The organism is Streptococcus sp. 27098_8_74 (assembly GCF_041431705.1).
In the GTDB taxonomy this organism is placed as follows: Bacteria; Bacillota; Bacilli; order Lactobacillales; family Streptococcaceae; genus Streptococcus; species Streptococcus salivarius_E.
In genome coordinates this window covers 49,203-74,085 of record NZ_JAPVYF010000006.1, presented here as the reverse complement: position 1 = coordinate 74,085, position 24,883 = coordinate 49,203, and the positions used below count along the sequence as shown (strand labels likewise).

At 40.4% G+C, this 24,883-nt stretch carries 23 protein-coding genes and 1 pseudogene; 22 read left to right on the top strand and 2 right to left on the bottom strand.

Annotated features, from left to right (window positions below; translation table 11 throughout):
• Window positions 1–41 precede the first annotated feature (41 nt).
• On the top strand, window positions 42–386 hold the full coding sequence (locus O3670_RS03665; protein ID WP_037602246.1) for a hypothetical protein: 345 nt from the start codon (window positions 42–44) through the stop codon (window positions 384–386).
• Between the two features lie 221 nt (window positions 387–607).
• Here the strand turns inward: O3670_RS03665 and O3670_RS03660 are convergent, their stop codons facing one another.
• Window positions 608–2,092 (bottom strand): DUF1846 domain-containing protein, encoded by a 1,485-nt coding sequence (locus tag O3670_RS03660; RefSeq protein WP_037602244.1) that lies wholly within the window; start codon window positions 2,090–2,092, stop codon window positions 608–610.
• A gap of 306 nt (window positions 2,093–2,398) precedes the next feature.
• Between O3670_RS03660 and O3670_RS03655 the strand changes: the two genes are divergently transcribed.
• From O3670_RS03655 to dexB, 6 genes are all read left to right on the top strand, one after another.
• A complete protein-coding gene (locus O3670_RS03655; RefSeq protein WP_371595793.1) occupies window positions 2,399–3,658 on the top strand; it encodes an ABC transporter permease in 1,260 nt (419 codons plus the stop codon).
• 15 nt (window positions 3,659–3,673) lie between these two features.
• The gene (locus O3670_RS03650) at window positions 3,674–4,306 is read left to right on the top strand and encodes an ABC transporter ATP-binding protein (protein WP_048790034.1); all 633 of its coding nucleotides are present in this window, start codon (window positions 3,674–3,676) and stop codon (window positions 4,304–4,306) included.
• A gap of 13 nt (window positions 4,307–4,319) precedes the next feature.
• Window positions 4,320–5,696, top strand: a complete 1,377-nt coding sequence (locus O3670_RS03645) for an ABC transporter permease (RefSeq protein ID WP_048790035.1) — start codon at window positions 4,320–4,322, stop codon at window positions 5,694–5,696.
• Between the two features lie 71 nt (window positions 5,697–5,767).
• Entirely contained in the window at window positions 5,768–6,421 is a 654-nt protein-coding gene (locus O3670_RS03640; RefSeq protein WP_048790036.1) for a response regulator transcription factor, read from the top strand.
• Window positions 6,418–7,722: a sensor histidine kinase gene (locus O3670_RS03635; protein ID WP_371595792.1), complete on the top strand. Its 1,305-nt coding sequence runs from the start codon at window positions 6,418–6,420 to the stop codon at window positions 7,720–7,722. Before O3670_RS03640 ends, O3670_RS03635 begins: the two co-directional genes overlap by 4 nt.
• A gap of 235 nt (window positions 7,723–7,957) precedes the next feature.
• The gene (gene dexB / locus O3670_RS03630; RefSeq protein ID WP_070575686.1) at window positions 7,958–9,568 is read left to right on the top strand and encodes a glucan 1,6-alpha-glucosidase DexB; all 1,611 of its coding nucleotides are present in this window, start codon (window positions 7,958–7,960) and stop codon (window positions 9,566–9,568) included.
• Between the two features lie 57 nt (window positions 9,569–9,625).
• Here the strand turns inward: dexB and O3670_RS03625 are convergent, their stop codons facing one another.
• Window positions 9,626–10,621, bottom strand: a complete 996-nt coding sequence (locus O3670_RS03625) for a LacI family DNA-binding transcriptional regulator (protein WP_073949634.1) — start codon at window positions 10,619–10,621, stop codon at window positions 9,626–9,628.
• Between the two features lie 140 nt (window positions 10,622–10,761).
• Here O3670_RS03625 and O3670_RS03620 point away from each other — a divergent pair, with 140 nt between their 5' ends.
• The 15 genes and pseudogenes from O3670_RS03620 (at window position 10,762) to O3670_RS03550 (ending at window position 24,674) form a co-directional block, all read left to right on the top strand.
• On the top strand, window positions 10,762–11,928 hold the full coding sequence (locus O3670_RS03620) for a galactokinase (RefSeq protein ID WP_045768551.1): 1,167 nt from the start codon (window positions 10,762–10,764) through the stop codon (window positions 11,926–11,928).
• A 19-nt stretch (window positions 11,929–11,947) separates the two neighbouring features.
• A complete protein-coding gene (gene galT, locus O3670_RS03615; RefSeq protein WP_371595791.1) occupies window positions 11,948–13,429 on the top strand; it encodes a UDP-glucose--hexose-1-phosphate uridylyltransferase in 1,482 nt (493 codons plus the stop codon).
• 43 nt (window positions 13,430–13,472) lie between these two features.
• Window positions 13,473–14,474 (top strand): UDP-glucose 4-epimerase GalE, encoded by a 1,002-nt coding sequence (gene galE, locus O3670_RS03610; protein ID WP_195187497.1) that lies wholly within the window; start codon window positions 13,473–13,475, stop codon window positions 14,472–14,474.
• A gap of 134 nt (window positions 14,475–14,608) precedes the next feature.
• Window positions 14,609–15,451: an aldo/keto reductase gene (locus tag O3670_RS03605; protein ID WP_371595790.1), complete on the top strand. Its 843-nt coding sequence runs from the start codon at window positions 14,609–14,611 to the stop codon at window positions 15,449–15,451.
• Window positions 15,452–15,555: 104 nt separating this feature from the next.
• On the top strand, window positions 15,556–16,242 hold the full coding sequence (locus O3670_RS03600) for a DUF1275 family protein (RefSeq protein WP_070849476.1): 687 nt from the start codon (window positions 15,556–15,558) through the stop codon (window positions 16,240–16,242).
• Window positions 16,243–16,334: 92 nt separating this feature from the next.
• Window positions 16,335–16,967, top strand: a complete 633-nt coding sequence (locus O3670_RS03595; protein WP_195187495.1) for a nitroreductase family protein — start codon at window positions 16,335–16,337, stop codon at window positions 16,965–16,967.
• A gap of 192 nt (window positions 16,968–17,159) precedes the next feature.
• Window positions 17,160–18,452: a PTS sugar transporter subunit IIC gene (locus tag O3670_RS03590; protein WP_371595789.1), complete on the top strand. Its 1,293-nt coding sequence runs from the start codon at window positions 17,160–17,162 to the stop codon at window positions 18,450–18,452.
• Window positions 18,439–19,302 (top strand): alpha/beta hydrolase, encoded by an 864-nt coding sequence (locus O3670_RS03585; RefSeq protein WP_371595788.1) that lies wholly within the window; start codon window positions 18,439–18,441, stop codon window positions 19,300–19,302. Before O3670_RS03590 ends, O3670_RS03585 begins: the two co-directional genes overlap by 14 nt.
• A 180-nt stretch (window positions 19,303–19,482) precedes the next feature.
• The gene (locus O3670_RS03580; RefSeq protein ID WP_037602342.1) at window positions 19,483–19,932 is read left to right on the top strand and encodes an Rrf2 family transcriptional regulator; all 450 of its coding nucleotides are present in this window, start codon (window positions 19,483–19,485) and stop codon (window positions 19,930–19,932) included.
• 132 nt (window positions 19,933–20,064) lie between these two features.
• Window positions 20,065–20,925 (top strand): VOC family protein, encoded by an 861-nt coding sequence (locus tag O3670_RS03575; RefSeq protein WP_037602211.1) that lies wholly within the window; start codon window positions 20,065–20,067, stop codon window positions 20,923–20,925.
• Window positions 20,926–21,054: 129 nt separating this feature from the next.
• On the top strand, window positions 21,055–21,657 hold the full coding sequence (locus O3670_RS03570; protein WP_201059209.1) for a nitroreductase family protein: 603 nt from the start codon (window positions 21,055–21,057) through the stop codon (window positions 21,655–21,657).
• Between the two features lie 495 nt (window positions 21,658–22,152).
• Window positions 22,153–22,461, top strand: a complete 309-nt coding sequence (locus O3670_RS03565) for a hypothetical protein (RefSeq protein ID WP_215672237.1) — start codon at window positions 22,153–22,155, stop codon at window positions 22,459–22,461.
• 13 nt (window positions 22,462–22,474) lie between these two features.
• On the top strand, window positions 22,475–22,684 hold the full coding sequence (locus tag O3670_RS03560) for a helix-turn-helix transcriptional regulator (RefSeq protein ID WP_021143931.1): 210 nt from the start codon (window positions 22,475–22,477) through the stop codon (window positions 22,682–22,684).
• Window positions 22,681–23,485: pseudogene (locus tag O3670_RS03555) on the top strand (DUF3169 family protein). The gene O3670_RS03560 and the pseudogene O3670_RS03555 overlap by 4 nt, the downstream one beginning before the upstream one ends.
• Window positions 23,486–23,750: 265 nt before the next feature.
• A complete protein-coding gene (locus O3670_RS03550) occupies window positions 23,751–24,674 on the top strand; it encodes an aldo/keto reductase (protein ID WP_371595787.1) in 924 nt (307 codons plus the stop codon).
• Window positions 24,675–24,883 lie beyond the last annotated feature (209 nt).

Genomic DNA, 24,883 nt, shown 5'->3' with positions numbered 1-24,883 from the left:
GTGTATACTATAAGTAGAAAGATAGGAAAAGGAGATGACTAGTGGCTAGTATAACAATTGAAGCGAGCAAGGTAGCTAGAAAGAGTCCTATTCGCGTAGACAGTAGTCTTGTGGGGACAGTTTCTGGAGTGGAAGACGTGAGCGTTTCCCTACCATCGTCGAAAGCTCGTTTGAGTGTCGGAAAGTTGGGTTACAAGTCTAACACCATTTCTGTCGAGGACGGACAAACCGTTCGTGTTACTAGCAATTTTCTAAATCGTTTCATAGCGATAGCGCCGTTGTTACTCTATCTTGTTGGAGGTCGTTACCTCCCACTCGTGGCAGTCCTATCTACTATAATTTTGCTTTTTAGCTTACCTTTTCTCAAGTTAGAAATCGTAGGCTGATTAGAATTGGGAGTGGCTTAGCCCTCTGTTTGATACCTTTAACTCACTTTTTCATAATAATGCTAGGCCACTCCCTTTTCATTGGGAACGGGTCGAGACGAAAGAGTGGGTTATCAAAAAGGGAACTCGATAGAGTTTCCCTTTTTTCTTTCTCAAGTTAAATTCAGTTCTAAAAGACCTCAGTTGCTAAATCTGAGGTCTTTGTTGTTTCTAGTGATCTATTATTTACGATACAATTTGTCGTATTGATAGTAAGGGTCGAAGGTCACATTGATACCAAGCTTACGGAGAACATTTTTATCTTCATCAGTAAGGATGATAGTTGAGTGGGCTTCAGAACCCTTGAGGTTACCAAGTTCCTCCATGGCACGCGCCGCATCCGCATTGTTGGCAGCTGTAATGGCCAAGGCGATAAGGATTTCGTTGGAGTGGAGACGAGGATTACGGCTACCCAGATGGTCAATTTTCAGACCTTGGATAGGTTTAACCACTTCAGGCTCGATAAGTTTAGTATCCTTATCAATACCTGCAGAAGTCTTGATAGCATTAATCAAAGCAGCTGCAGTTGGACCAAAGAGTTCTGAATTCTTACCAGTGACGATTTGACCATTTGGCAATTCGAGGGCAAGAGCAGAACCACCTGTTTCTTCAGCCTTAGTGCGTGCTGCAACAACCACTTGGCGATCTTCAGGAGTAATACCAAGGTCATTCATGAGCAACTCAATCTTCTTGACAGCAGTCTCAGGAACACGTTCATTTTTGAAATCAAGGACGGTTTGATAGTAGCGACGGATGATTTCTTGTTTAGAAGCTTCTTTGGCTGCCTCATCATCCGTAATGGCAAAACCAACCATGTTAACACCCATATCCGTAGGTGAAGCGTAAGGTGACTCACCAAGGATGCGCTCAAGCATACGTTTGAGGACTGGGAAAATCTCGATGTCACGGTTGTAGTTTACCGTAGTTTTGCCATAAGTTTCCAAGTGGAATGGGTCAATCATATTGACATCATCAAGGTCGGCAGTGGCAGCTTCATAGGCCAAGTTGACTGGGTGATGAAGTGGCAAATTCCAAACTGGGAAGGTTTCAAATTTTGCATAACCTGATTTGATGCCATTGATTTGGTCGTGGTACATGTTAGACATACATGTCGCCAATTTACCAGAACCAGGACCAGGAGCAGTAACGACGATAAGGTTACGGCTAGTCTTGATATAGTCATTTTTTCCCATACCTTCAGGAGAAATGATATGGTTCATATCCGTTGGATAGCCCTTGATAGGGTAATGGATGTAAGACGTGATGCCATTTTTTTCCAGTTGGTTACGGAAGGCATCAGCCGCAGGTTGACCTGAATACTGCGTAATAACAACAGAACCCACATAGATATTGAGCTCGTTGAATTTATCAATCAGACGAAGGACCTCTTGGTCGTAGGAAATGCCAAGGTCACCACGAGCCTTAGAGTGCTCGATATTGCTAGCATTGATGGCGATAACCACTTCAACCTGATCTTTAAGCTCTTGAAGGAGCTTGATTTTATTGTCAGGCTCATAACCAGGAAGGACACGAGCAGCGTGGAAATCCTCCAACATTTTACCACCAAACTCCAAGTAGAGTTTCCCGTCAAACTGGTTAATACGCTCCAAAATATGGTCGCGTTGCAGATTCAAATACTGTTCAGAACTAAAAGCTTGTTTCTTCATAAATAAAAATACCTCTGAGGAAAATTATATCAAATGCCGAGGGTAAATGCTATTGGCGAGAGACGATTTATGGGAGAAAAAGAGGTGAAGTCAATCATGAAACGAATTTTTTATGATAGTCCTTTAGAGTTATTATTTAATTGGAGTTCTCATCTCAGCAGTTAGATTTTTAGATAACAATCACTTTAGAATATTGAATTTCATAAAGGTTTCACATTTGTCGTCTATAATTGGGATAAGAAAAATGAAGAGTCCTCATTTATCTTTGGTGTAGCTGAGGGCCAATGTCTTAAATGGAGGTGGAAGATGGTTCTCTTACAACAGGCAGTTGCTTATATTTTCCGCAAAAAAACGCGGAATTTTATTCTTTTTCTTATTTTATTTTTGATATTATCTTGCTTGTATTTTTGTTTTTCTCTTATGCAAGTTGGTGGAGGAATGGAGGCACAAATCAGGAAGTCAAGTGGGGCCAGTTTTGATCTGGTAAGTAAAGAAAGAGGGAGTGCCTTTTCCTGGAAAGAGGGGGAAAAGATTAGTCATCTATCTGATGTGATGACAACGATACCTGAATATATAAGCCCAGTACGACTAATCGATAAGAAGATCGTTACAGGAAAACAAACGGTGGAACGTGATGACCTTGATAATGAGGCTAATCAAGCCTTGGGAGCGACTTTCACTAAGGAAACAGGCCAAAGTGTTGATTTTCGGAGTGGTGCTTTTCAACTCCTTAAAGGGAAGCACTTATCTGCTAAAGGGCAAATTATGATTCATGAATCGCTTGCTAGGAAAAATAAGCTAAGCGTCGGAGACAAGCTGACCTTGTCCAATTTTCAGATGACTGAAAGTGGAGCTAAGGAAATGACCTTTGATATTGTTGGTATTTTTTCTGGCAAGAAGGAGGAGACATTTACTGGAATGTCCTCAGATTTAAGTGAAAATCAAGTCTTCCTCCATTATGAGGACTCTAGCCAGTTGCTTAATTTGACTGATAAGTTAGTGACAAAATTATCCTTTGGTATTAAGAATCCAGATAGAATCGACCAAGTCATTAAACAAGTGAAACAATTAGATATCGATTGGTATCGTCTACGTTTGGACGAGGACCGAAAAGCTTTTGACTCCTTGAAGGAATCGTCTCAAGCGCTACAAGGAATCGTCAGAACGATGTTGATTAGTTTAATTGTTACAGGAGTAGGTATCCTCTCGTTTTTAATGGCACTATGGACGCGTGAGCGAAATCATGAGATAGGTATTCTTTTAGCAATTGGGAAGAGCAAGGGACGCATTTTTGTTCAATTTCTTGTGGAGATATTGTTGGTGTCGCTTATGTCTTTGCTACCAGCCCTTGCTATTGGACGACTACTAAGTCGACTGTTTTTGCAAGAATTTATAGGACAGCAAGGACAGCAGCAGGCTCTTCAGTTATTAGATCACATTCCTCAGGGACTACCTTTAGGGCTATCTTATCTATGTCTTCTAGTCTTGGTAATATTATCGCTCGGTGTGACAACAGGTCTCATTTGGCGCAAAACTCCAAAAGAAATCTTATCTAATATGAGTTAAGGAGAAAGGAACACTATGTTAGAACTCAAAGATGTTACGTATAGTTATCAAAATAAAAGTGAAGCTATCTTCTCGAAGGTGAATTATCGTTTCGAGAAAGGTAAATTTTATAGTATTATTGGGCAATCTGGAGCGGGAAAAACGACCTTACTTTCCCTTTTGGCAGGTCTTGATTATCCCAAGAAGGGGCAGGTCTTGTTTAACGGAGAAAATATCAAGAAAAAAAGCTCTAGTTATCATCGTAGACACCATGTTGCGCTTGTTTTTCAAAATTACAATCTCATTGATTATCTTACACCTTTAGAAAATGTACGACTTGTTAATAAAAATGCCGATAAGAAGATACTTTCTGAATTGGGATTAGATGAAAAACAAATTAATCGAAATGTCCTGCAACTTTCAGGTGGGCAACAACAACGCGTAGCTATTGCACGGGCTTTGGTTTCAGAGGCTCCGATTATCTTAGCAGATGAACCGACAGGAAATCTAGACGACGAAACTGCCAAGGATATTATTGCTATCCTTAAAAGAATGGCCTTAGATCGCCAAAAATGTGTTATAGTTGTCACGCACAGTAAGGAAGTTGCTCAGGCATCTGATGTGGTTTTAGAGTTGAATAAGAAACAACTCATAGAAAAGAAAAAATAAAGAAAGGGCTCTTATGTTTCGAAACGCTTTTGCATATATTACACGAAAATGGTCAAAGTCACTATTACTGTTAACTATTATTCTTTTGATGAGTACTCTTAGTTTGTTAGGACTTGCTATGCGAAGTGCAACCCAAGAAGCTGCATCCAAGAGTCTAGGGGCAATTACCAATAGTTTTTCAATGCAGATTAATCGTAACACGAATCCTGGAACTCCTCGAGGGGCTGGAAATCTTAAGGGAGAAGATATTAAAAAGATTAGTGAGACTAAAGGAATTGTTTCGACTATTAAACGGATAAATGGTATTGGTGATTTACTAGATTATGAGATTATTGAAACAGAGCAAACGCTACAAAATCAATCGCCAGAACGTGCTAAAAATTTTAAGTCTACCTTAATGTTGACAGGAGTCAATGACTCATCAAAAGAAGATAAATTTGTTTCAGGTGCTTATAAACTAGTTGAAGGAGAACATCTAACCGATAAGGACCATAATCAAATCTTGATGCACGAAGGTTTAGCTAAAAAGAATGGTCTTAATGTAGGAGATAAAGTCAAGCTTAAATCTAATCTTTATGATGCTGATAACGAAAAAAGGGCTGATGAAACAGTAGAAGTGACTATCAAAGGTTTATTTTCTGGTCAAAATCAAGCTGCCGTTACCTATGCTCAGGAGTTGTATGAAAACACCCTCATCACTGATCTAGACACAGCTGCAAAACTCTATGGTAATACCGTAGAAACTGCCACTTATGAGGATGCCACTTTCTTTGCTAAAGGTGATCAAAATATTGATTCCTTGATAGCAAAGATTCAAAAGTTGGACATTAACTGGACCCTCTACGATCTTGTTAAGAGTTCATCAAACTACCCTGCTTTACAGGAATCTATTCTTGGGATGTATCGTGTGGCAAATCGTATGTTTATTGGAAGTCTCATTTTTACAAGTTTATTGCTAACCCTTCTGTTGATTTTATGGTTAAATGCTCGTCGTAGAGAAGTTGGTATCTTTTTGGCCTTGGGACTTAAAAAGACACAGGTTGCGGGTCAATTTTTAATGGAATTACTGATGATTGCCTTACCAGCCTTTCTTTTATCATATGGTTTAGCGAGTTTCTTTGCCGAAAAAGTTGGTAAAACAGTCCTTTCCAATGTTACGGAAGGTATCAATAAGCAAATGACAAAAGAATCTCTAGCTGCAAATCTCGGTGGAGGGGCTGAGGCAGAGAGCTTCAGTAAGACTCTGACTCAGATTCATATGACAGTCCAACCTAAGCAACTTTTGGTAGTCATTCTAGTCGGTGGCTTTATCTTAAGCTTGGTATCCTTGATTTCTTCTCGCTGGCTTCTTCACAAGAAACCCAAAGACCTCTTAGTTGATGTTGAATGATAAGTTTGCTGCACCTATAAAAAGCGGTATAATGAAAGAAAGCGACTATATATAGATGAAAAGGATAATGTATGAAGATACTAATCGTAGAAGATGAGGTCCTGATTCGAGAAGGGATGAGCGACTATCTCATGGAATGTGGCTATGAGGTCTTTGAAGCAGGCGATGGGCAGGAGGCCCTGGATCTCTTTCACAGAGAGACGCCAGATCTAGTCTTACTGGATATCCAGCTTCCTATCCTCAATGGCTTGGAAGTCCTCAAGACTATTCGGAAGACTAGCTCAGTCCCTGTCCTCATGCTGACGGCCTTCCATGACGAGGACTATAAGTTGACGGCCTTTGGAGAGTTGGCAGATGGCTATCTGGAAAAACCCTTCTCCTTGTCCCTCTTGAAGGTCCGTATCGAAGCTATTTTTAAAAAGCTTCAACCTTCCCGGGTCTTCACCTATGGAGAGGCACGGGTGGATTTTGAGAGTTACACAGCCAGCCTAGCAGGCCAAGCCATTTCCATGAATGCCAAGGAGTTGGAAATTTTGGAATACTTGCTCCAGCATGAAGGCAAGGCCCGGACCCGCTCTCAGATCCTCGATGCCGTCTGGAAGGAGACGGAGGAGATTCCATTTGACCGGGTGATTGATGTCTATATCAAGGAACTACGAAAAAAACTAGAGCTGGACTGTATCGTCACGGTGCGCAATGTCGGCTATAAATTGGAGAGACCATGACCAAACGGAGTATCTTTGCAAAGATCTTTCTGATCACCTTTGCCCTTTTCAGTAGCTTAGTCATCCTTCTACACGCTTCGGTTTACTTTATTTTCCCGTCGACCTATATCGAGTCTCAGCGCCAGACGATTTTGAAGAAATCACAGGCCCTGGCCAAGAGTTTCCAAGGTCAGGAAGAAGGGACCATTGAGTCCGTCATCGACCTTTATTCCAAGACCAATGATATCAAGGTCTCGATCAAGGGCAAGGAAAAACAGAATGCCCTAGAGGTCAAGGATGACCTGCTCGTGAACCCTGACAGCCAGAATAATTCTCTGGTCATTGAAGAGCGAAAGATCCAGACAAAAGAGGGAAAGAACTTGACCTTGCAATTCTTAGCAACCGTCGATTCCCAAAAGGAAGCGCGGGACATCAGTCTGGGCTTTCTCCCCTATAGTCTCCTTGCTTCCTTTGTCCTGTCAGTGATTGCCTCCTATCTCTATGCCCGCCTGATTTCTGCTCCGATCCTTGAGATCAAGCAGATGACCAAGCGGATGAAGCGCTTGGATCGGACAGCCAGTCTTCCTATTCACTCTCAGGATGAGATCGGCGTTCTCAAGCAACAGATCAACGACCTCTATCACCATCTCCTAGAAGTAATCGACAATCTAGAGCAGCAGAAACAGGAAAATCTGAAGTTGGAGCAGATGAAGGTGGAATTCCTACGGGGGGCCTCGCATGAGCTCAAGACGCCTCTGGCCAGCTTGAAGATTATCCTAGAAAATATGCGAGATAAAATTGGTCGCTACAAGGATCGGGACCGCTACCTATTAGTTTCTCTTGACATCGTCGATGAGATGAACCAGATTGTCCTAGAGATCCTGTCTTTATCTTCTGTTCAAGAATTAGGTGGTGATAAGGAGTGGATTCAGTTAGATGATGTGGTAAATCGCATACTCACTCAAAATCAAGTGTTGGTTGAGAATCGCTCCCTATCAATTGACAATTATCTTCCGGCAACTAGTATTTTCATGAATTTACCTATTTTGAAATTGGTTCTCTCAAATATTATCAGTAATGCAGTCAAGCATTCTGATAAGGGTGGAGTGATTCGAATAGGTTTAGAAAATGAAGGAACTGATTTTGTCATTGAAAATACGAGTGTATCTAAAGAAAATATTTCAACTAAAGCTCAGTCTAAGAAAGAAGGAGGATTAGGCCTTTTTGTGGTCAAATACCTTTTAGAGCATGAGGAACTTAGCTATAGATTTGAAGAAAGTTCTACGGGGAGGCGCTTTGTTATGGTCTTGCCCAAAAAGTAAAAAGCGATGGTTAAGGTATTAACCATCGTTTTTTTTTTTTGTATTGTTAAAATAAGCAAAGGCTAACCTTACATTTCAACTCTATTATTTTTCAATATTACCAAAATTTTAAGGAGTCTGGAGTATAGGTCATTGAAATGTTTTAAACAAAAAAGAAAACGCTTGCATAACTTCTAGAAAAACGTAAAATAGAACTATCAGACTCACGATGATAATAAAAACGAGGAGTAGAATCATGCAAAAACATTGGTGGCATAAAGCTACGATTTATCAAATTTACCCTAAATCTTTTATGGACAAAAACGGTGATGGCATTGGTGATTTGAAGGGGATTACCAGTAAGTTAGACTACTTGCAAAAACTTGGAATAACAGCCCTATGGCTTTCGCCTGTCTATGACAGTCCAATGGATGACAATGGCTATGACATCGCTAACTATGAGGCTATTGCAGATATTTTTGGAGACATGAGTGACATGGATGAGCTTTTGGCGGAAGCCAAGAAGCGTGATATTCAAATTGTTATGGACTTGGTGGTTAACCATACGTCTGATGAGCATGCATGGTTCATCGAAGCGCGTGAAAATCCAGAAAGTCTTGAACGAGATTTCTACATCTGGCGAGACAAACCTAATGAGTTAGTATCTATCTTTAGTGGCTCTGCTTGGGAATATGATGAGACCTCAGGGCAATATTATCTGCATTTCTTTAGTAAGAAACAGCCAGACCTCAATTGGGAAAATCCACAGTTGCGCCAGAAAGTTTATGACATGATGAATTTCTGGATTGATAAGGGAATCGGTGGTTTCCGCATGGATGTGATTGATATGATTGGTAAGATCCCAGATCAACTGATTGATACAAACGGTCCAAAACTTCACGATTATATCAAGGAGATGAACCAGGCAAGCTTTGGAAAGCACGACCTTCTAACCGTTGGTGAAACCTGGGGAGCAACACCTGAAATTGCTAAACAGTATTCAAATCCTGATAATCAAGAACTTTCTATGGTTTTCCAGTTTGAACATATTGGACTTCAGCATAAGCCAGATAGCCCTAAATGGGAGTATGAGAAAGAGTTGGATGTTTCAGCACTTAAGACTATTTTTAATAAATGGCAAACCGAGTTAGAGTTGGGACAAGGATGGAACTCACTTTTTTGGAATAATCATGATCTGCCTCGTATTCTCTCAATGTGGGGAGATACTGGTGTCTATCGTGAGAAGTCAGCCAAGGCCTTGGCTATCCTCCTTCATCTGATGAGAGGAACACCTTACATTTATCAAGGTGAAGAAATCGGCATGACCAATTATCCTTTTAGAACTTTGGAAGAATTGAATGACATTGAATCTCTCAACTATGCCAAAGAAGCTCTCGAAAAAGGGGGATCGATAGAAGTTATCATGGACCAAATCCGTCAGGTGGGTCGTGACAATGCTCGAACACCAATGCAATGGGATACGTCTAAAAATGCTGGATTTAGCATATCGGATAAGACTTGGTTACCTATTAATCCAAACTATAAGGACATAAATGTTGAATCAGCCCTTGCCAATCCAGAATCAATTTTCTATACATATCAGAAGCTCGTAGAGCTTCGTAAGACTCAAGATTGGTTGGTGGATGCTGACTTTGAACTCTTGGAGACAACTGACAAAGTCTTTGCTTATATTCGGAAAACCAAAGATAGCAGTTATCTGGTTGTAGTCAACCTATCAGACCAAGAACAAGACTTCTATTATGATTTCGAAAGAGCAGAAGTTGTCATTGCAAATACCGAATTAGAGCCAATTACAGACCAAGGCAAACTCCAAGCCTGGGATGCTATTTGTGTGAAAGTGAAATAAAAAGAAAAGTGGTTGTCAACTAACTGTTGGCGACCACATTTTTCTATTAAATAGTTGTTATTTCGTACTTTCTCTCAGAGTCAGTTTAGTGCCTAACATAGTAAGTGTCGGGATTTCTCTTGGAGCCAAGACTTGTTTATTGAGGACGTCCATGGCAGTTCGCCCCATTTCTTCGGTGTAGACAGTGACACAGGATAAGGGTGGAAATACCTGTCTTGCCATGATTGTATCATTAAAGGAAATGATTTGAATCTGATCTGGAACAATGAGGCCAGCTTCTTGAAAAGCTCTGAGTGCCCCAATAGCTAGGCTATCACTTGCGGCAAAAAAGGCATCTGGAAGTTTCTCCTCTGTCTCTAGTTTAGCTTTGATAAGTTCATAACCAGATAGTGCACTAAAGTTTCCTATCAATATGAGGTTAGCGTCGTAAATTCCCTCTTCAATACAAAAATTGCGATAGGCTCGCCGACGTGAATCAGGAATAATTTCTTGAAAGTCGGTTGTCTTCTCCTCACCTGTTAAAAGTCCGATTGATTGACACCCTTGGTTTTTTAAATATCGGAGGGCAGACTGAACAGCATTTTCAAAATCGGTCGTGATACAAGGGTGTCCCTGGGTTAAGGTATCGCTATCCACAAATACAAGGGGTTTCCCCAGTGCTTCAAAATCAGAAATTTGAGATTTACTGAATTTTCCGATACAGATTACCCCTATAACTTCCTCAGCCAGGTTAAAGGGGATATCGTTAAAATATCGTAGAATCTCGTAGTCGAGTTCCTGAGCCCTTTTTTCAATGCCGAGTCGAATATTATAATAGTAGATGTCATCTAATTCGTCTTCTTCACTTACCCATTGGATAATTGCCACTTGATGTTTTTCTTTTTTCAAGTTTCCGATTTTCTGATGTTTGGTATATCCGATTTCATCTGCCGCAGTTAAAATACGGTGCCTGGTTTCTTCAGTAACGGAGAGGTTTTCATCTTGGTTGAGAACACGTGAAACAGTTGCGATTGATACATCAGCCAATTTTGCGATATCTTTTAATGTAGCCATATTGTTCTCCTTTCATCCAAAGTATATCATAAATTCTAAAATTTTACCTATTTTTTACTAAAAAAACAGTAAAAATATTGATTTTCCTTGTGAAAGGGGTTACACTGTTAGTGTAAAAAAGAATAAGCGAGGTACATCCTATGAAGACATCACAGTTAAGAGAAAAGTTTAAAGAAGTCTTTGGAGTAGAAGCAGATCATACTTTCTTTTCACCTGGTCGTATTAATTTGATTGGTGAGCATACGGACTACAACGGTGGTCACGTCTTTCCAGCAGCCATTACTCTAGGTACTTACGGAGCAGCCCGTAAACGTGATGACAAAGTTTTGCGTTTCTTCTCAGGTAACTTTGAGGATAAAGGCATCATCGAAGTACCACTTGAAAATCTTCGTTTTGAAAAAGAACACAACTGGACAAACTATCCAAAAGGTGTTCTTCATTTCTTGCAAGAGGCTGGTCATACGATTGATTCAGGTATGGATATTTACATCTATGGTAACATTCCAAATGGATCAGGCTTGTCATCATCATCATCTTTGGAATTGTTGATTGGTGTTATTGCTGAAAAACTTTATGACCTTAAATTGGAACGCCTTGACTTGGTTAAAATCGGTAAGCAAACTGAAAATGACTTTATCGGCGTTAACTCTGGTATCATGGACCAATTCGCTATTGGTATGGGAGCTGATCAACGTGCGATTTACTTGGATACAAATACTTTAGAGTATGACTTGGTACCACTTGACCTTAAAGACAATGTTGTTGTTATCATGAACACTAACAAACGTCGTGAATTGGCTGATTCTAAATACAATGAACGTCGTGCGGAATGTGAAACAGCAGTATCTGAACTCCAAGAAAAACTTGATATCCAAACACTTGGTGAATTGGACCTCTGGACATTCGATGCATACAGCTACTTGATTAAAGACGAAAACCGTATCAAACGTGCCCGTCACGCAGTTCTTGAAAATCAACGTACACTTCAAGCCCGTAAAGCTCTTGAATCAGGAGATTTGGAAGGCTTTGGTCGTCTTATGAATGCTTCTCACGTGTCATTGGAACATGATTACGAAGTTACAGGTCTTGAACTTGATACTTTGGCACACACAGCATGGGAACAAGAAGGTGTTCTTGGAGCTCGTATGACAGGAGCGGGCTTTGGTGGATGTGCCATCGCACTTGTAAACAAAGATAAAGTTGAAGATTTCAAAAAAGCAGTTGGTCAACGTTATGAAGAAGTCGTTGGTTATGCACCAAGCTTCTATATTGCTGAAGTAGCTGGCGGTTCACGAGTACTTGATTAATGAGAAAGAAGTAAAGATTATGGCTGAAAATTTAGTAAACACTTTTGTAACTCTGGTTATTGAAAATAGTGATTATGAGGAATTGGACCGTATCTATTTGACAAACAAAGTTTTTGCTTTGGTTGGAGAAGGAGTTGCTGATGTTGAAACTGAAAGCTCTGAATTGATTGACCTTAAAGACCAGTTGCTTCAAGCGGGTGTAAAAGCTGGTTTCGTAGGTGAACTTAATGAAGAGCAAGATATCATCGGTGCTCAACTCATGGACCTGATTACACCAAGCCCTAGTGTTGTCAATCGTAACTTCTGGGATACTTATAAATCAAACCCAGAGCAAGCAATTGCTGATTTTTATGACCTCAGTAAACGCAATGATTATGTTAAGGTAAAGGCAATTGCTCAAAATATAGCTTATAAGGCTCCAACAAAGTATGGTGATTTAGAAATTACTATCAACCTTTCGAAACCTGAAAAAGATCCTAAGGCTATTGCGGCTGCTAAGAATGCGGTAGCTTCCGATTATCCTAAGTGTCAGCTTTGTATGGAAAATGAAGGTTATTTGGGTCGCATTAATCACCCAGCCCGCAGCAATCACCGTGTTGTTCGTTTCCAAATGGAAGACAAGGAGTGGGGCTTCCAATACTCGCCTTATGCCTACTTTAATGAACACTCTATTTTCTTTTATGGCCAACATGAACCTATGAAAATCAGTGACTTGACTTTTGAACGTCTTCTATCCATTGTTGAGGAATTTCCAGGGTATTTTGCGGGATCAAATGCTGACCTTCCAATCGTTGGTGGTTCGATTTTGACACATGAACATTACCAAGGAGGTCGTCATACTTTCCCTATGGAGATTGCTGGAGTCGAAGAGACGTTTAGCTTTGAAGGATTTCCTGAGGTTGAAGCAGGTATTGTTAATTGGCCTATGTCAGTTATTCGTATCAAGAGTAGACAAAAAGAGCCACTTTTAGCTTTGTCTTCTAAGATTCTGGCAGCATGGCGTGCTTACTCAGATCCAGAGGTGGGAGTTCTAGCTGAATCAGATGGCACACCTCATCATACGATTACTCCTATTGCGCGTATGCGTGATGGTCAGTATGAGTTGGATCTTGTTCTTCGTGACAACCAAACTTCAGATGAACATCCAGATGGTGTATATCATCCGCATGCTGATGTGCAACATATCAAGAAGGAAAATATCGGTTTGATTGAGGTCATGGGCTTAGCCATTTTACCCCCACGACTTAAGAGCGAATTAAAAGAAGTTGAAGACTTTCTTTTAGACAAATGTGAAGCTGTTGCACCTATTCACCAAGAATGGGCAGAACAACTCAAAGAAAATCATCCAGAGGTGACAGCTGCAACCGCAGAAGCACTCGTTCGTCAATCTGTAGCAGATATCTTTGCCCGTGTATTGGAAGATGCAGGCGTTTATAAGACTAATCAATCTGGACGTCAAGCCTTTAAACGCTTCCTTAATCAAGTTGGTCTTGTAGACTAGAATTATGTTATAATAATAGAAAAATAAGAAAAAGGTAAATTTTATGGCAATCTTAGTTTTAGGTGGGGCTGGTTACATCGGTTCTCACATGGTGGACCGTTTGGTTGAAGCGGGTCAAGAAAAAGTCGTTGTCGTGGATAACTTGGTGACAGGTCACCGTGCGGCAGTCCATCCAGACGCTGTATTCTACCAGGGGGACTTGGCAGATCAGGACTTTATGCGTAAGGTCTTTAAGGAAAATCCTGATGTCGATGCGGTTATTCACTTTGCGGCTTACTCACTTGTGGCTGAGTCTATGGAAAAACCACTCAAGTATTTTGACAATAATACAGCTGGTATGGTGAGGTTGCTTGAGGTTATGAACGAATGTGGTGTCAAATACATTGTCTTCTCATCAACAGCTGCAACTTATGGTATTCCTGAGGAAATTCCAATCCTTGAAACCACACCACAAAAGCCAATCAATCCTTACGGTGAAAGCAAGCTCATGATGGAAACCATCATGAAGTGGTCAGACCAAGCTTACGGCATCAAGTATGTCCCTCTTCGTTACTTTAATGTGGCGGGGGCTAAGCCTGACGGTTCTATCGGTGAGGACCATGGTCCTGAAACCCACCTCTTGCCAATTATTCTCCAAGTGGCTCAAGGTGTTCGTGAGAAAATCATGATTTTTGGTGACGACTACAATACTCCAGACGGAACTAATGTTCGTGACTACGTGCATCCATTCGACTTGGCAGATGCCCATCTTTTAGCAGTGGAGTATCTCCGCAAAGGTAATGAGTCAACAGCCTTCAACCTAGGATCTTCAACTGGATTTTCAAATCTCCAAATCCTTGAAGCAGCTCGTAAGGTAACAGGTAAGGAGATCCCAGCTGAGAAAGCTGATCGTCGTCCTGGTGATCCAGATACGTTGATTGCATCCTCTGAAAAGGCTCGTACGGTGCTTGGCTGGAAACCACAATTTGACAACATCGAAAAAATCATCGAAAGTGCCTGGGCATGGCATTCAAGCCATCCAAAAGGCTATGATGATAGAGATTAATTATAAGGGATAGAAAGCTCCATTTGGTCATAAACTACCACTTGGAGTTTTTTCCTATGCATCGTAGCAAATCTTTGCATTTTTATCTTATATTTTTTAAGATAATTCTGTTACAAATTGAAAAGGAGAACAGGATGGAAACATATACACTTTCAAATGGCGTTACGATTCCTAAAATCGGTTTTGGGACTTGGCAGATTCCAGAAGGGGAAGAAGCCTATAACAGCGTCAGTTTCGCACTTAAGTCTGGTTATACACATATTGATACAGCGCAAATCTACGGTAACGAGGTTTCTTTAGGTAAGGCGATTGCTGATAGTGATGTGGCGCGTGAGGATATTTTCCTAACAACAAAACTTTGGAATGACAAGCACGATTACGAAATGGCTAAAGCCTCTATCGACGAGTCACTTGAAAGATTAGGTGTGGATTATTTGGATCTTTTGCTCATCCACTGGCCAAATCCTAAGGCTCTTCGTGAAAATGATGCTTGGAAGGCTGGCAATGCAGGCGCTTGGAAGGCAATGGAAGAAGCCTATAAAGATGGTAAGGTGCGTGCTATTGGGGTATCTAACTTTATGCAACATCACCTTGAAGCTCTCCTTGAAACGGCTGAAATTGTGCCACATGTCAACCAAATTCTCTTGGCTCCAGGTTGTGCTCAAGAAGATTTGGTTGCTTATTGCCAAGAACGTGACATTCTTCTTGAAGCCTACAGTCCACTAGGTACTGGTAGCATTTTTGGAAATGAAGACGTTGAAGCAGTAGCTGAACGAAACGGAAAATCTGTTGCTCAAGTTGCCTTACGTTGGAGCCTTCAAAAAGGTTTCTTGCCACTACCTAAGTCAGTGACACCAAAAAATATCGAAGCCAACTTGGATATCTTTGACTTTGATTTGTCAGAGGAAGATATGGCAGTATTGGATAAGATTCAAGGCATCAAAACTCAGGATGACCCTGACACAGTTAATTTTTGATAGGGTAGAAGCAACTCGTGAGGGTTGTTTTTTTATACTGTATATGCTCGAATTTGCTATAATAAGGCTATCCTATCAATCACTATTAGAAGGGAAGTTATGCTATGGAATCGCGAAACCTTCTTCCTCAAAATACGCGTCTGATGGCTAATTTGTTGAGTTTCTCAGGAGGGGCTTTGGATGTCTTTTGTCATATGTACTACCATAGTTTAGTTGCCACACAGACTGGGAATATCCTTTTGTTGGTCGCTGACTGGCGAAACAGTAGTATGTACTATAACTTATTGCGTTGCTTTTCAATCTTTTTCTTTTCTTTAGGCTTTCTTTTTGGCATATGGTTTAAAGACCATCGTAAGAATGCCTATTGGCGTGTTTATGGTCTGCTTCCTCTTTGTGTGATGACAGCCATCCTGCCTTTCCTACCTTCAAATGCCTTGATTGAGCTCCCGATTATCGCTTTTTCTGCAGGTATCATGATGAAGACCTTTACTGGCAGTCAGATTGAGAATCATCCTTTCGTGATTTTTATGACTTCAGGAAATTATCGAAGGATGTTAACGGCCATCTATTATGCCATTCAGGGAAGTGGTGATCAGAGAGAATATCGTCGTCAGGCTATCAATTATAGCTTTGTCGTGGGAAGCTTTGTCGTTGGTGCTATTATCTCAGCCCTTCTGATGCATTTTATCCACATTTGGTCAATCTGGCTAATCACACTCAGTCTCATTACCATCATGGTTTACTATTCCTCTGAAGTGAAACGCCTAGGACTCAAGGAGACCAATCTTTAGGCACCTTTGTAGCAAATATTTTTGATAACAATTGTCTTGTGTTATAATTTTGATTATATTATTTTCATTTAATCAAAAAAAGGAGACATAAGATGCCTGTAGTAAGTAATGATTTTTCAGATATTGTTTATAACCGTCGTTCCATTCGTAACTTTGATCCATCTGTTAAGATTCCGCGAGAAGAATTGTTGGAAATCTTGGATAAAACTGTTACAGCACCATCATCAGTCAACATGCAACCTTGGCGTTTTGTGGTCGTTGATAGCGAAGAAGGTAAAGAAAAATTGAAACCTTTCGTCAGCTACAATGGTGTGCAAAATGAAACATCATCAGCCATGGTCCTTATTTTTGCTGATTTGAAGAGCCAAGAAAGAGCTGAAGAAATCTACGGCAAGGCTGTTGCTCAAGGAAAAATGCCTGAAGAGGTCAAAGAAAAACAATTGTCAAGTATTGTACCAATGTATGAAAATGCTCCTCGCGAAATGATGAATGAAATTGTCCACATCGATGCCAGCCTTGCTGCTATGCAGTTGATGTTGGTTGCACGTTCTTATGGCTATGATACCAACGCCATCGGTGGCTATAAAAAAGATGGCCTTGCTAAAGCATTTGGACTTGATGAAGACCGCCATGTGCCAGTTTTGCTTATTGCTCTTGGGAAAGCCAATGAAGAAGGCTTTGAGTCTGTTCGTTTGGACGCCTCTGATGTGACAACTTTTGCTTAATAAATAATCGACCATAGGTCTCGGAAGTGGAGACTTATGGTTTTTTCATGTATTAAGAGAGAGCTAAGTGTTTTTTAGCAAGAATGGGAATTTGCTTTAACTCACGATTAAGGTAAGGCCTCTCTCTTTGTGCTATAATGAAAGAAAACGTTTGAATATAAGGTAGATTTTGCCTTTTGCTAGGAGTCTGTTATGACTAACTATTTGGTCCAGAGGTTTCTCTGGTTTCGTGAGCGAGGCTTTGTCCAAATTACGCAGAAAACCTTGGTTTCGCTCTTTCCCTTTTTCCTCTTTTCAGGAATTATTCGGGTGATTTCGCTATCTGTCTTTTCAGAGCTTGGTTATATTAATCAGTTGTTTTCAGTTTCTGATTGGCTGCCAGCCTTTAGGATAACTGGTCAGGTGCTCAACAATCTTTCCAGTTTTCTTGGTGGTTTAGCGGGTCCCTTGTCAACTTACTTTGCAGGAAAATACACGGCTGGTCACTACGGTAGAAGTACTGGAACGGCTGGTGTGACCTCCCTTTTGGTCAGCTTGACAATAGGATCGCAAGAGTTGTTAATGTCTCCCATAAACGATGGCGATTTGACACGTATCAATTTACCAGCTTCGATTAATATTATGCTGGCTATCTTCGTGGGTTATCTGGTTGGCCAGATTTTTCGCTTTTCAAGAGCTAGTGATGATCAGATTGTGGATAAGGACTATATTTATCAACCTAAGACAGTTCGTCCCATCTTTTTATCCCTAATTCTGGCTGTTGGTCTTAATATCCTTTTGTTTATTGGAGAGCAACGGAATGTTTTTCAGACCATAGGTCAATATGTATCGAAAATCACTGTCACCCATAACCATCTATTCTCAACCTTTATGATGGGACTTTTGAACACTTTTTCTGCTTGGATTGGAAATAGTCAGGCTTTTGCCCTAAATTCAATTGCCGAGGATAGTTTTGCCTTGGAAAATTTGACCTATGCTGTTTCCCATCATACGACGACTGGGCTTCCCCACCTTTACACACTAACAAATCTTTATCATAGTTATGGCTTGGTTGCTGGCATTGGCTCAGGGCTAGCCCTCTTGGTGGCTCTGCTTTTAGCATCAACCAGTTATAAGGATAAGAAGGTGAGTCTTCTAAGTGTCTTTCCTAGTCTCTTTAACAATGGGGCTCCATTTATGGTGGGGATACCAGTCTTGCTTAATTTAGTTTATCTGGTTCCTTTCCTACTGTCACCTATGATCAATATGGGCATTGCTGCGGTGGCCTTGGCTATCCATCTTATGCCAGCTGCGGTTTATCCAGTTCCAGATGGTACACCAAGTCTTCTTTACGCCTTTATTGGAACTGGTGGTAGTCTGCGGGCACTTGCTGTTAGCCTGCTCTGTTTTGCGGTTGATGTTGCTATCTTTATTCCATTTGTGCGTCTGTCTAATAAAGTACAACACGGTCTAAAAGAGGAAGGAGAGAGCATTGAAACTAAATAAAAAAACGAAGTTGGTCTTTATCCTTGTCGCTGTCTTTCTCATTGGTTTGGCAGTTCCGTCTTATAGTTGGACTAGGAAAAATGTCAAGGAAATAGAGACTTTCTATAATTCAAAATTGTCTCCCATTATCATGATTCCAGGGAGCTCCGCTACGGAAAATAGATTCGACGGCCTAGTACGTAAGCTCAATCAAGACCATCGTGGTGTCAAGCATAGCCTTCTCAAAGTCAAGGTCTGGAACAATGGGCGTATCACCTTTGAGGGTAAAATCAAGGATAAGGATAACGAGCCAGTCATTGTTATTGGATTTGAGAATAACAAAGATGGCTATAACAATATCAAGAAACAAACCAAGATGATGAATCAGGCATTTGAAGCCTTGCAGAATAAATACAATTTCAATAATTTTAAAGGGTTGGGGCATTCAAATGGTGGCTTGATTTATACGGCTTTTATTGAAAATTATCTTAGCGACTACGATGTCAAGATAAATTCTTTGATGACTATCGGAACGCCCTATAATTTCACTGAAACCAATATTAAAAATAAATCGGTCATGCTAGCAGACTTTATAGCTGCTAAGGAGAATATTCCGTCTACCCTACATGTCTATTCGGTAGCGGGAACCATCACCTATGATTCGGACGAGCTGGTTCCAGATGCTAGCGTGTCCGCTGGGAAATATATCTATCAGAATCAGGCAAAAAGTTATACTGAAATCACTGTTACAGGTGAAGATGCCCAACACTCGGATTTACCAACCAATGATGAAGTAGTGGAACTAATCAAACAACATATCGAGGGACAAGGTGTTCGTAAGAAGCAAAAGACCAATCTAGAACCTCAATAGGCTATAATACTATGTATTATTAGTCTAGTTAGTTATTATCAAATACAAAAGAATAGAGTCTACGATGGCTCTATTTTTTTAGTGTAAGACTGACTCTTTAAGTTGTTGTAACCCCTTGTTTTACAACGTTGGTTTTGTTATAATTGATTGAAAAGAAAAAGATGAATGAGAGGTTCTGATATGCAAATACCAAGTCGCTTTACCATTGCTGTTCATATTTTGACCCTTATAGCACAAAATAAGGGAAATGAAACTAAGCTAACCAGTGATTTAATGGCAGGTAGTGTGGGGGTTAATCCAGTTATTATCCGCAAAACCTTGTCGCAACTGAAGAAAGCAGACTTGATTTCAGTTCAAAGGGGAAGTGGAGGAGCCACATTAGCCAAGGTACCAGAGGAGATTAACCTTTTGCAGGTTTATCGTGCGGTGGATAGCATCGGTCCAAGTGGCAAACTCTTTAGTTTTCATGACAATCCTAATCCAGCGTGTCCAGTAGGACGTAATATCCATGGGATTTTGGATCAGAGCCTAGAAGACGTTCAAATGGCAATGGAAAAGGAACTCGAAAAGAAAACTTTGGCTGGTATTTTAAAGGATGCTAAGGCCAACTGGAAAGAAGCTGGAGCTTGATTTTTAGATTTTAAACTATAAGAAATCGAAAGTTTTTCGGTTTCTTTTTTAATTCCCAAGTTGTAATGATTGACGTGACAATATAAAAAGTTATAATGTAATTCATATAATTACAACACAGGAGAAAATCATATGACATACGACTACAATAGTAAGATTTACCTCGCGGAGACGGTACTCAATGTGAAGGACTTGGCACGTCAGACAGCCTTTTATACACAGGTTATAGGACTTGAAATCCTATCTCAAACTGCAACAGAAATTGTTTTGGGTGCTGGAAACAAGCCGCTAGTTCACTTGATTGAAACCAATCGTGAGGAAGCGGTCAAGTCTAGTTATGGTCTCTACCATATGGCAATTTTGTTGCCATCTCGCGAGGATTTGGCAGATGTTTTCAAACATATTGCTGAGCTAGATTATCCATTTGTCGGTGCAGCTGACCACGGTTATAGTGAAGCCCTTTATTTGGAAGACCTTGAAGGCAATGGTATTGAGCTCTATAGAGACAAGCCTGTTGCTGAATGGGATATTCGTGAGGATGGTCGCATCGTTGGTGTAACAGAAGAACTATCAGCTCAAGAAATTTACGAGATGGGACGCAAGGTTGAGCCATTTGTGATAGCTAAGGATACTCGTATGGGGCATATTCATTTATCGGTCAAAGATAGTCAGCTAGCAACGGCTTTCTATCAGGATGTTTTGGAGCTGGCAGATAAGTATACCATTCCAAGTGCTAGTTGGATTGCTTCAGGTGATTACCATCACCACTTGGCTGTCAATGAATGGGGTGGCAAAAACTTAGCCAAACGTGAAAAAGGGATGATTGGTCTTGCCTACTACGTCCTTGAAGTAGAAGACAAAGAAGATTTGATTACCATAGCAGAACGTGCTAAGAATCGTGGAGCAGAGGTCAAATGGTTATCTTCTAATGCGTTAATCTTCGAGGATAATGATGGTATTTTGACACGAGTGAGAAAAAATATTAATAATTAGTGATTTTCAAGTCGTAACTATTGACATTACATTTGAAAGGTCTATAATGGTTATTGTAATCAAAGTTGTTACAAATAAACTTAACAATTTTAACAATTAACATTCATCACAAAGAAAGAGGGAATAACTATGACCTACTTTACAGACTTACAAACAAAGCGCCGTTCTATCTACGCATTAGGAAAAGACCTTGAGCTCTCTAACCAAGAATTGATTGAAACCGTTCAAGGGGCTGTTCTTAACACTCCGACAGCCTTTAACTCACAAACATCACGTGTGGTGATTTTGCTGGATGAAGAATCAGATGCTTTCTGGAATGAAATCGCTTATTCAGAGCTTGAAAAAGTAACGCCAGCAGAAGCTTTTGAGGCAACAAAAGAACGTTTGGCAGGTTTTGCCCAAGCTAAGGGAACAATCCTCTTCTACGAAGATCAAGATGTAGTGAAAGGCCTTCAAGAGCAATTCCCACTTTACGTTGAAAACTTCCCAATTTGGTCAGAGCAAGGTCACGGAATCGCTCTTTATGCAACGTGGTTGGCTTTGGCTGAGAAGAATATCGGCATGAACGTACAACACTACAATCCACTTGTGGATGCCCAATTGGCTGAAAAATACGACATTCCAGCTAACTGGAAACTCCGTGCTCAAGCACCATTTGGTCAAATCGTTGCACCAGCAGGAGATAAAGACATCCAAACAGAAGGTCGTTTCAAAGTTTTTGGCGACAAATAATCACTTTAATTTAGTCAGTCAGCTTGCCAGTAGGCTACATACTGACTGAACAAAATCATAATGATAAGACAAAAAAGTAGCAGGGTTGAGAAATCTTGTTATTTTTTTATCTTAAAAATAGTAATACCCAAGGAAAGTTATAGCTTGAATTTTGCTAAGGTGACACCGGACGTCAGCAATCTTTTTCGAAGTTTCATGACTAAGTTTTAAGTTTCTAGATTTTAAATTTTTAGGCTCGGGCTAAGACAATTTTCCCAATTTCCGAGTATCTGAAACTATTTGGTTTCGGGCGCTTTTGTAACGGCATCTTGCATATCAATTTTTCCAAGTCATTTTTTTGAAGGAGAAGTGCTATAAGATGTTAGAAAAGTTGTGTTATTTATATCATATTTCCAATGATTTTGACAATATCCTTTTTATTATTGACAAAGATACTTGTCAAAAATAAAAAGAAGCGTTACAATAGTTTTAGACGAAAGAAGGAGAGGTATTCTTATGGGAGCCATATGGATTCTTTTTATCCCTTTTATAGTTATATTTTATGCAAGCTCAGAAAAGAAGATAAAAGGATTGAACAGACGTATCAGACGATTAGAAAAACAAGTGAAAGGAAATAAAGAAATGTCTAGACTTTTAGAAGAATTGAAAGGCCAAACGGCCACTGTTACAGTAGATGGTGTTGGATTTGAGTATGAAATTATAGATATCGATGAAGATTGGGTCAAACTGACTCGTGTGAATCATAAACAACAGAGGGAAACCAAATTAGTCCGCATCGAAGATATTCAAGATATTCAACTATAAGGGGGCGAAAGCCATGATCTTAAAAAATCGACTGAAAGAGCTGAGGGCGCGTGATGGGCTCAACCAATCCGAGCTAGCTAAGCTAGCAGGGGTTTCGCGCCAGTCCATCAGTCTCTTGGAGCGAGGGGAATATACCCCTTCTGTAATTATTGCCATCACCATCGCCCAGGTTTTTAAAGAGCCTGTGGAAAATGTTTTTAGTCTTGTAGAGGAAGAGGAATGATTATGAAAAAGCAACAACAAGAACGATCTCCACGTTACCGTTTTTGGAGAAATGTAGGGATCATTACAGTTTCTGGTTTGATTGGAGGAGTCATCGGAGTTTTGACAGGCATGTTTGGATCAGAAAAGCCACTTGAAATCCAAACCTTCTTTAGTAAAGAAGTACTCTTTTTGGACTCAGCAGTTTTATTTCTGATCCTATTTATACTCACGATGGCCTTGTTGATTCACGCGAGAAAAGTCCATCAAAAAAATGCTCCAAATAGATGACGAAGATGAGGCCTATCACTATGACATTCAAAAGAATAAACTGTATGGTTTAGCGACCATTTTTAAAGGCATCATGATCTTGTCATACTTTTTAGTCATCATCTTTTATTGTCAATTGATGTCTATGGATAGACCTGGCACAGGGAACTTGGCTTTTATCTTTGGAGACTTTACCATGCTCTATCTTTTTCTTGCCTTGATTGTCCTATTTTTCCTAGTGGATTCCTTCTATCGAAAGACCTTTCATCAGCTTTATGGAAAACCAATTCCCCGCAATGCCAATGCCAAGGAAGTGCGTAAATTCATGATGAGTATGATGGATGAAGCAGAAAAGCAGATTAGCTACGAGGAAAATTTCGAAGTGGTTGTCAAGTTAAGCAATTATATCTTGCCGAGCCTTCTCCTTGGTCTCTTAATTATTGGAATTGCCTTCCAGACGGATATCCTTTTAGCTTTGATTGTTGTATCCATCATCTATATTTATATCCTTATTTCACAATACAAGATTACCAAACGTTATTATAAAGAGTAAAGGAGTCATCCATGTTAGAAATCTGTAAAAGCTTTTGGAAGTGCTGGAGATCTCTTCTTATTGAAAATTTTATCTTACATTTATTTACATACAATCAGTGGGTATGCTATCGGTCTTGAATCATAGGGATTCTGAGAGACCATCAAACGTGCTCTCAGTTATCGCTAATCAAACAAGCTCTCAGTTACAGCTGAGGTTTTTTTGATTCCCAATTGATTTTTGCAACCCTTTTCACTACAATAGAGATACAGAAAAGGAGGCGGACATGAACTATATTGAGTTTTCTGAAAATGAGCGTCTGTCCACGATTGTCCTTGGGATGATGCGGATCAGTCAGATGAGTGAAGATGAGGTGGAGGCCTTGGTGGAAGCAGCCTTGTCGATTGGGATCAACACCTTTGACCTGGCGGATATCTATGGCGATGGCCAGTGTGAGGTCCTACTGGGGAAGGTTCTCAAGCGCCGTCCGGATCTTCGGGACCAGATGTGGATCCAGTCCAAGTGTGGGATTCGCAAAGACGGTTTTACCTATTTTGATTTTTCGAAGGACTATATTTTGGCCTCTGTTGATGGCATCCTCGAGCGTCTGCAGATCGAGCGCTTAGATAGTCTCCTCCTTCACCGACCTGATGCTCTCATGGAGCCGGAAGAAGTGGCAGCAGCTTTTGATCACTTGGATCAAGCGGGCAAGGTCCGTCATTTTGGGGTGTCCAATCAAAATCCTATGATGATGGAATTGCTCAAAACGGCTGTCAAACAACCGCTCAAGGTCAACCAGTTGCAGTTGAGTGCTGCCTTTACACCGAGTTTTGAGGCTGGTTTTCATGTCAACATGGAAGGGCCAAAAGCAGCTGTGCGAGATGGTAGTATCTTTGAGTATTGTCGCTTAACCGATACGGTGATTCAAGCCTGGTCAGTCCTCCAGCATGGCTATTTTAAGGGGAACTTTGTCGGCAAGGAAGAGTTTGCGGCCCTTAATCATGTCCTCAATGACTTGGCGAAGAAATACCAGGTCACTCCGACAGCCATCGCCCTTGCTTGGGTCCTCCGCTATCCGGGTAAGATGCAGGCTGTCATCGGAACGACCAAACCCCAGCATGTCCTTAAAGCAGGGAAAGCAGCAGAGGTGAATTTGACCCGCAAGGAATGGTACCAAATCTACCTTGCTGCAGGTAATGATTTGCCTTAGAATATAAAAAAGAAGTTGCTAGTACTGTACTAGTAACTTTTTTTGTGATTTAAGTAGCTGAGAACATGTTGTAGAGTTTTGGCAGTCGAATGTCTTCTTTGGATAGCTTAAGTTTTTGAAAAACGTATTAAAATACTATCCTGTCCAGTCTTGAAAATGTTAATTTTACCACTAAAAACCTATTTTTTTATAATGTATTTTTCATATAT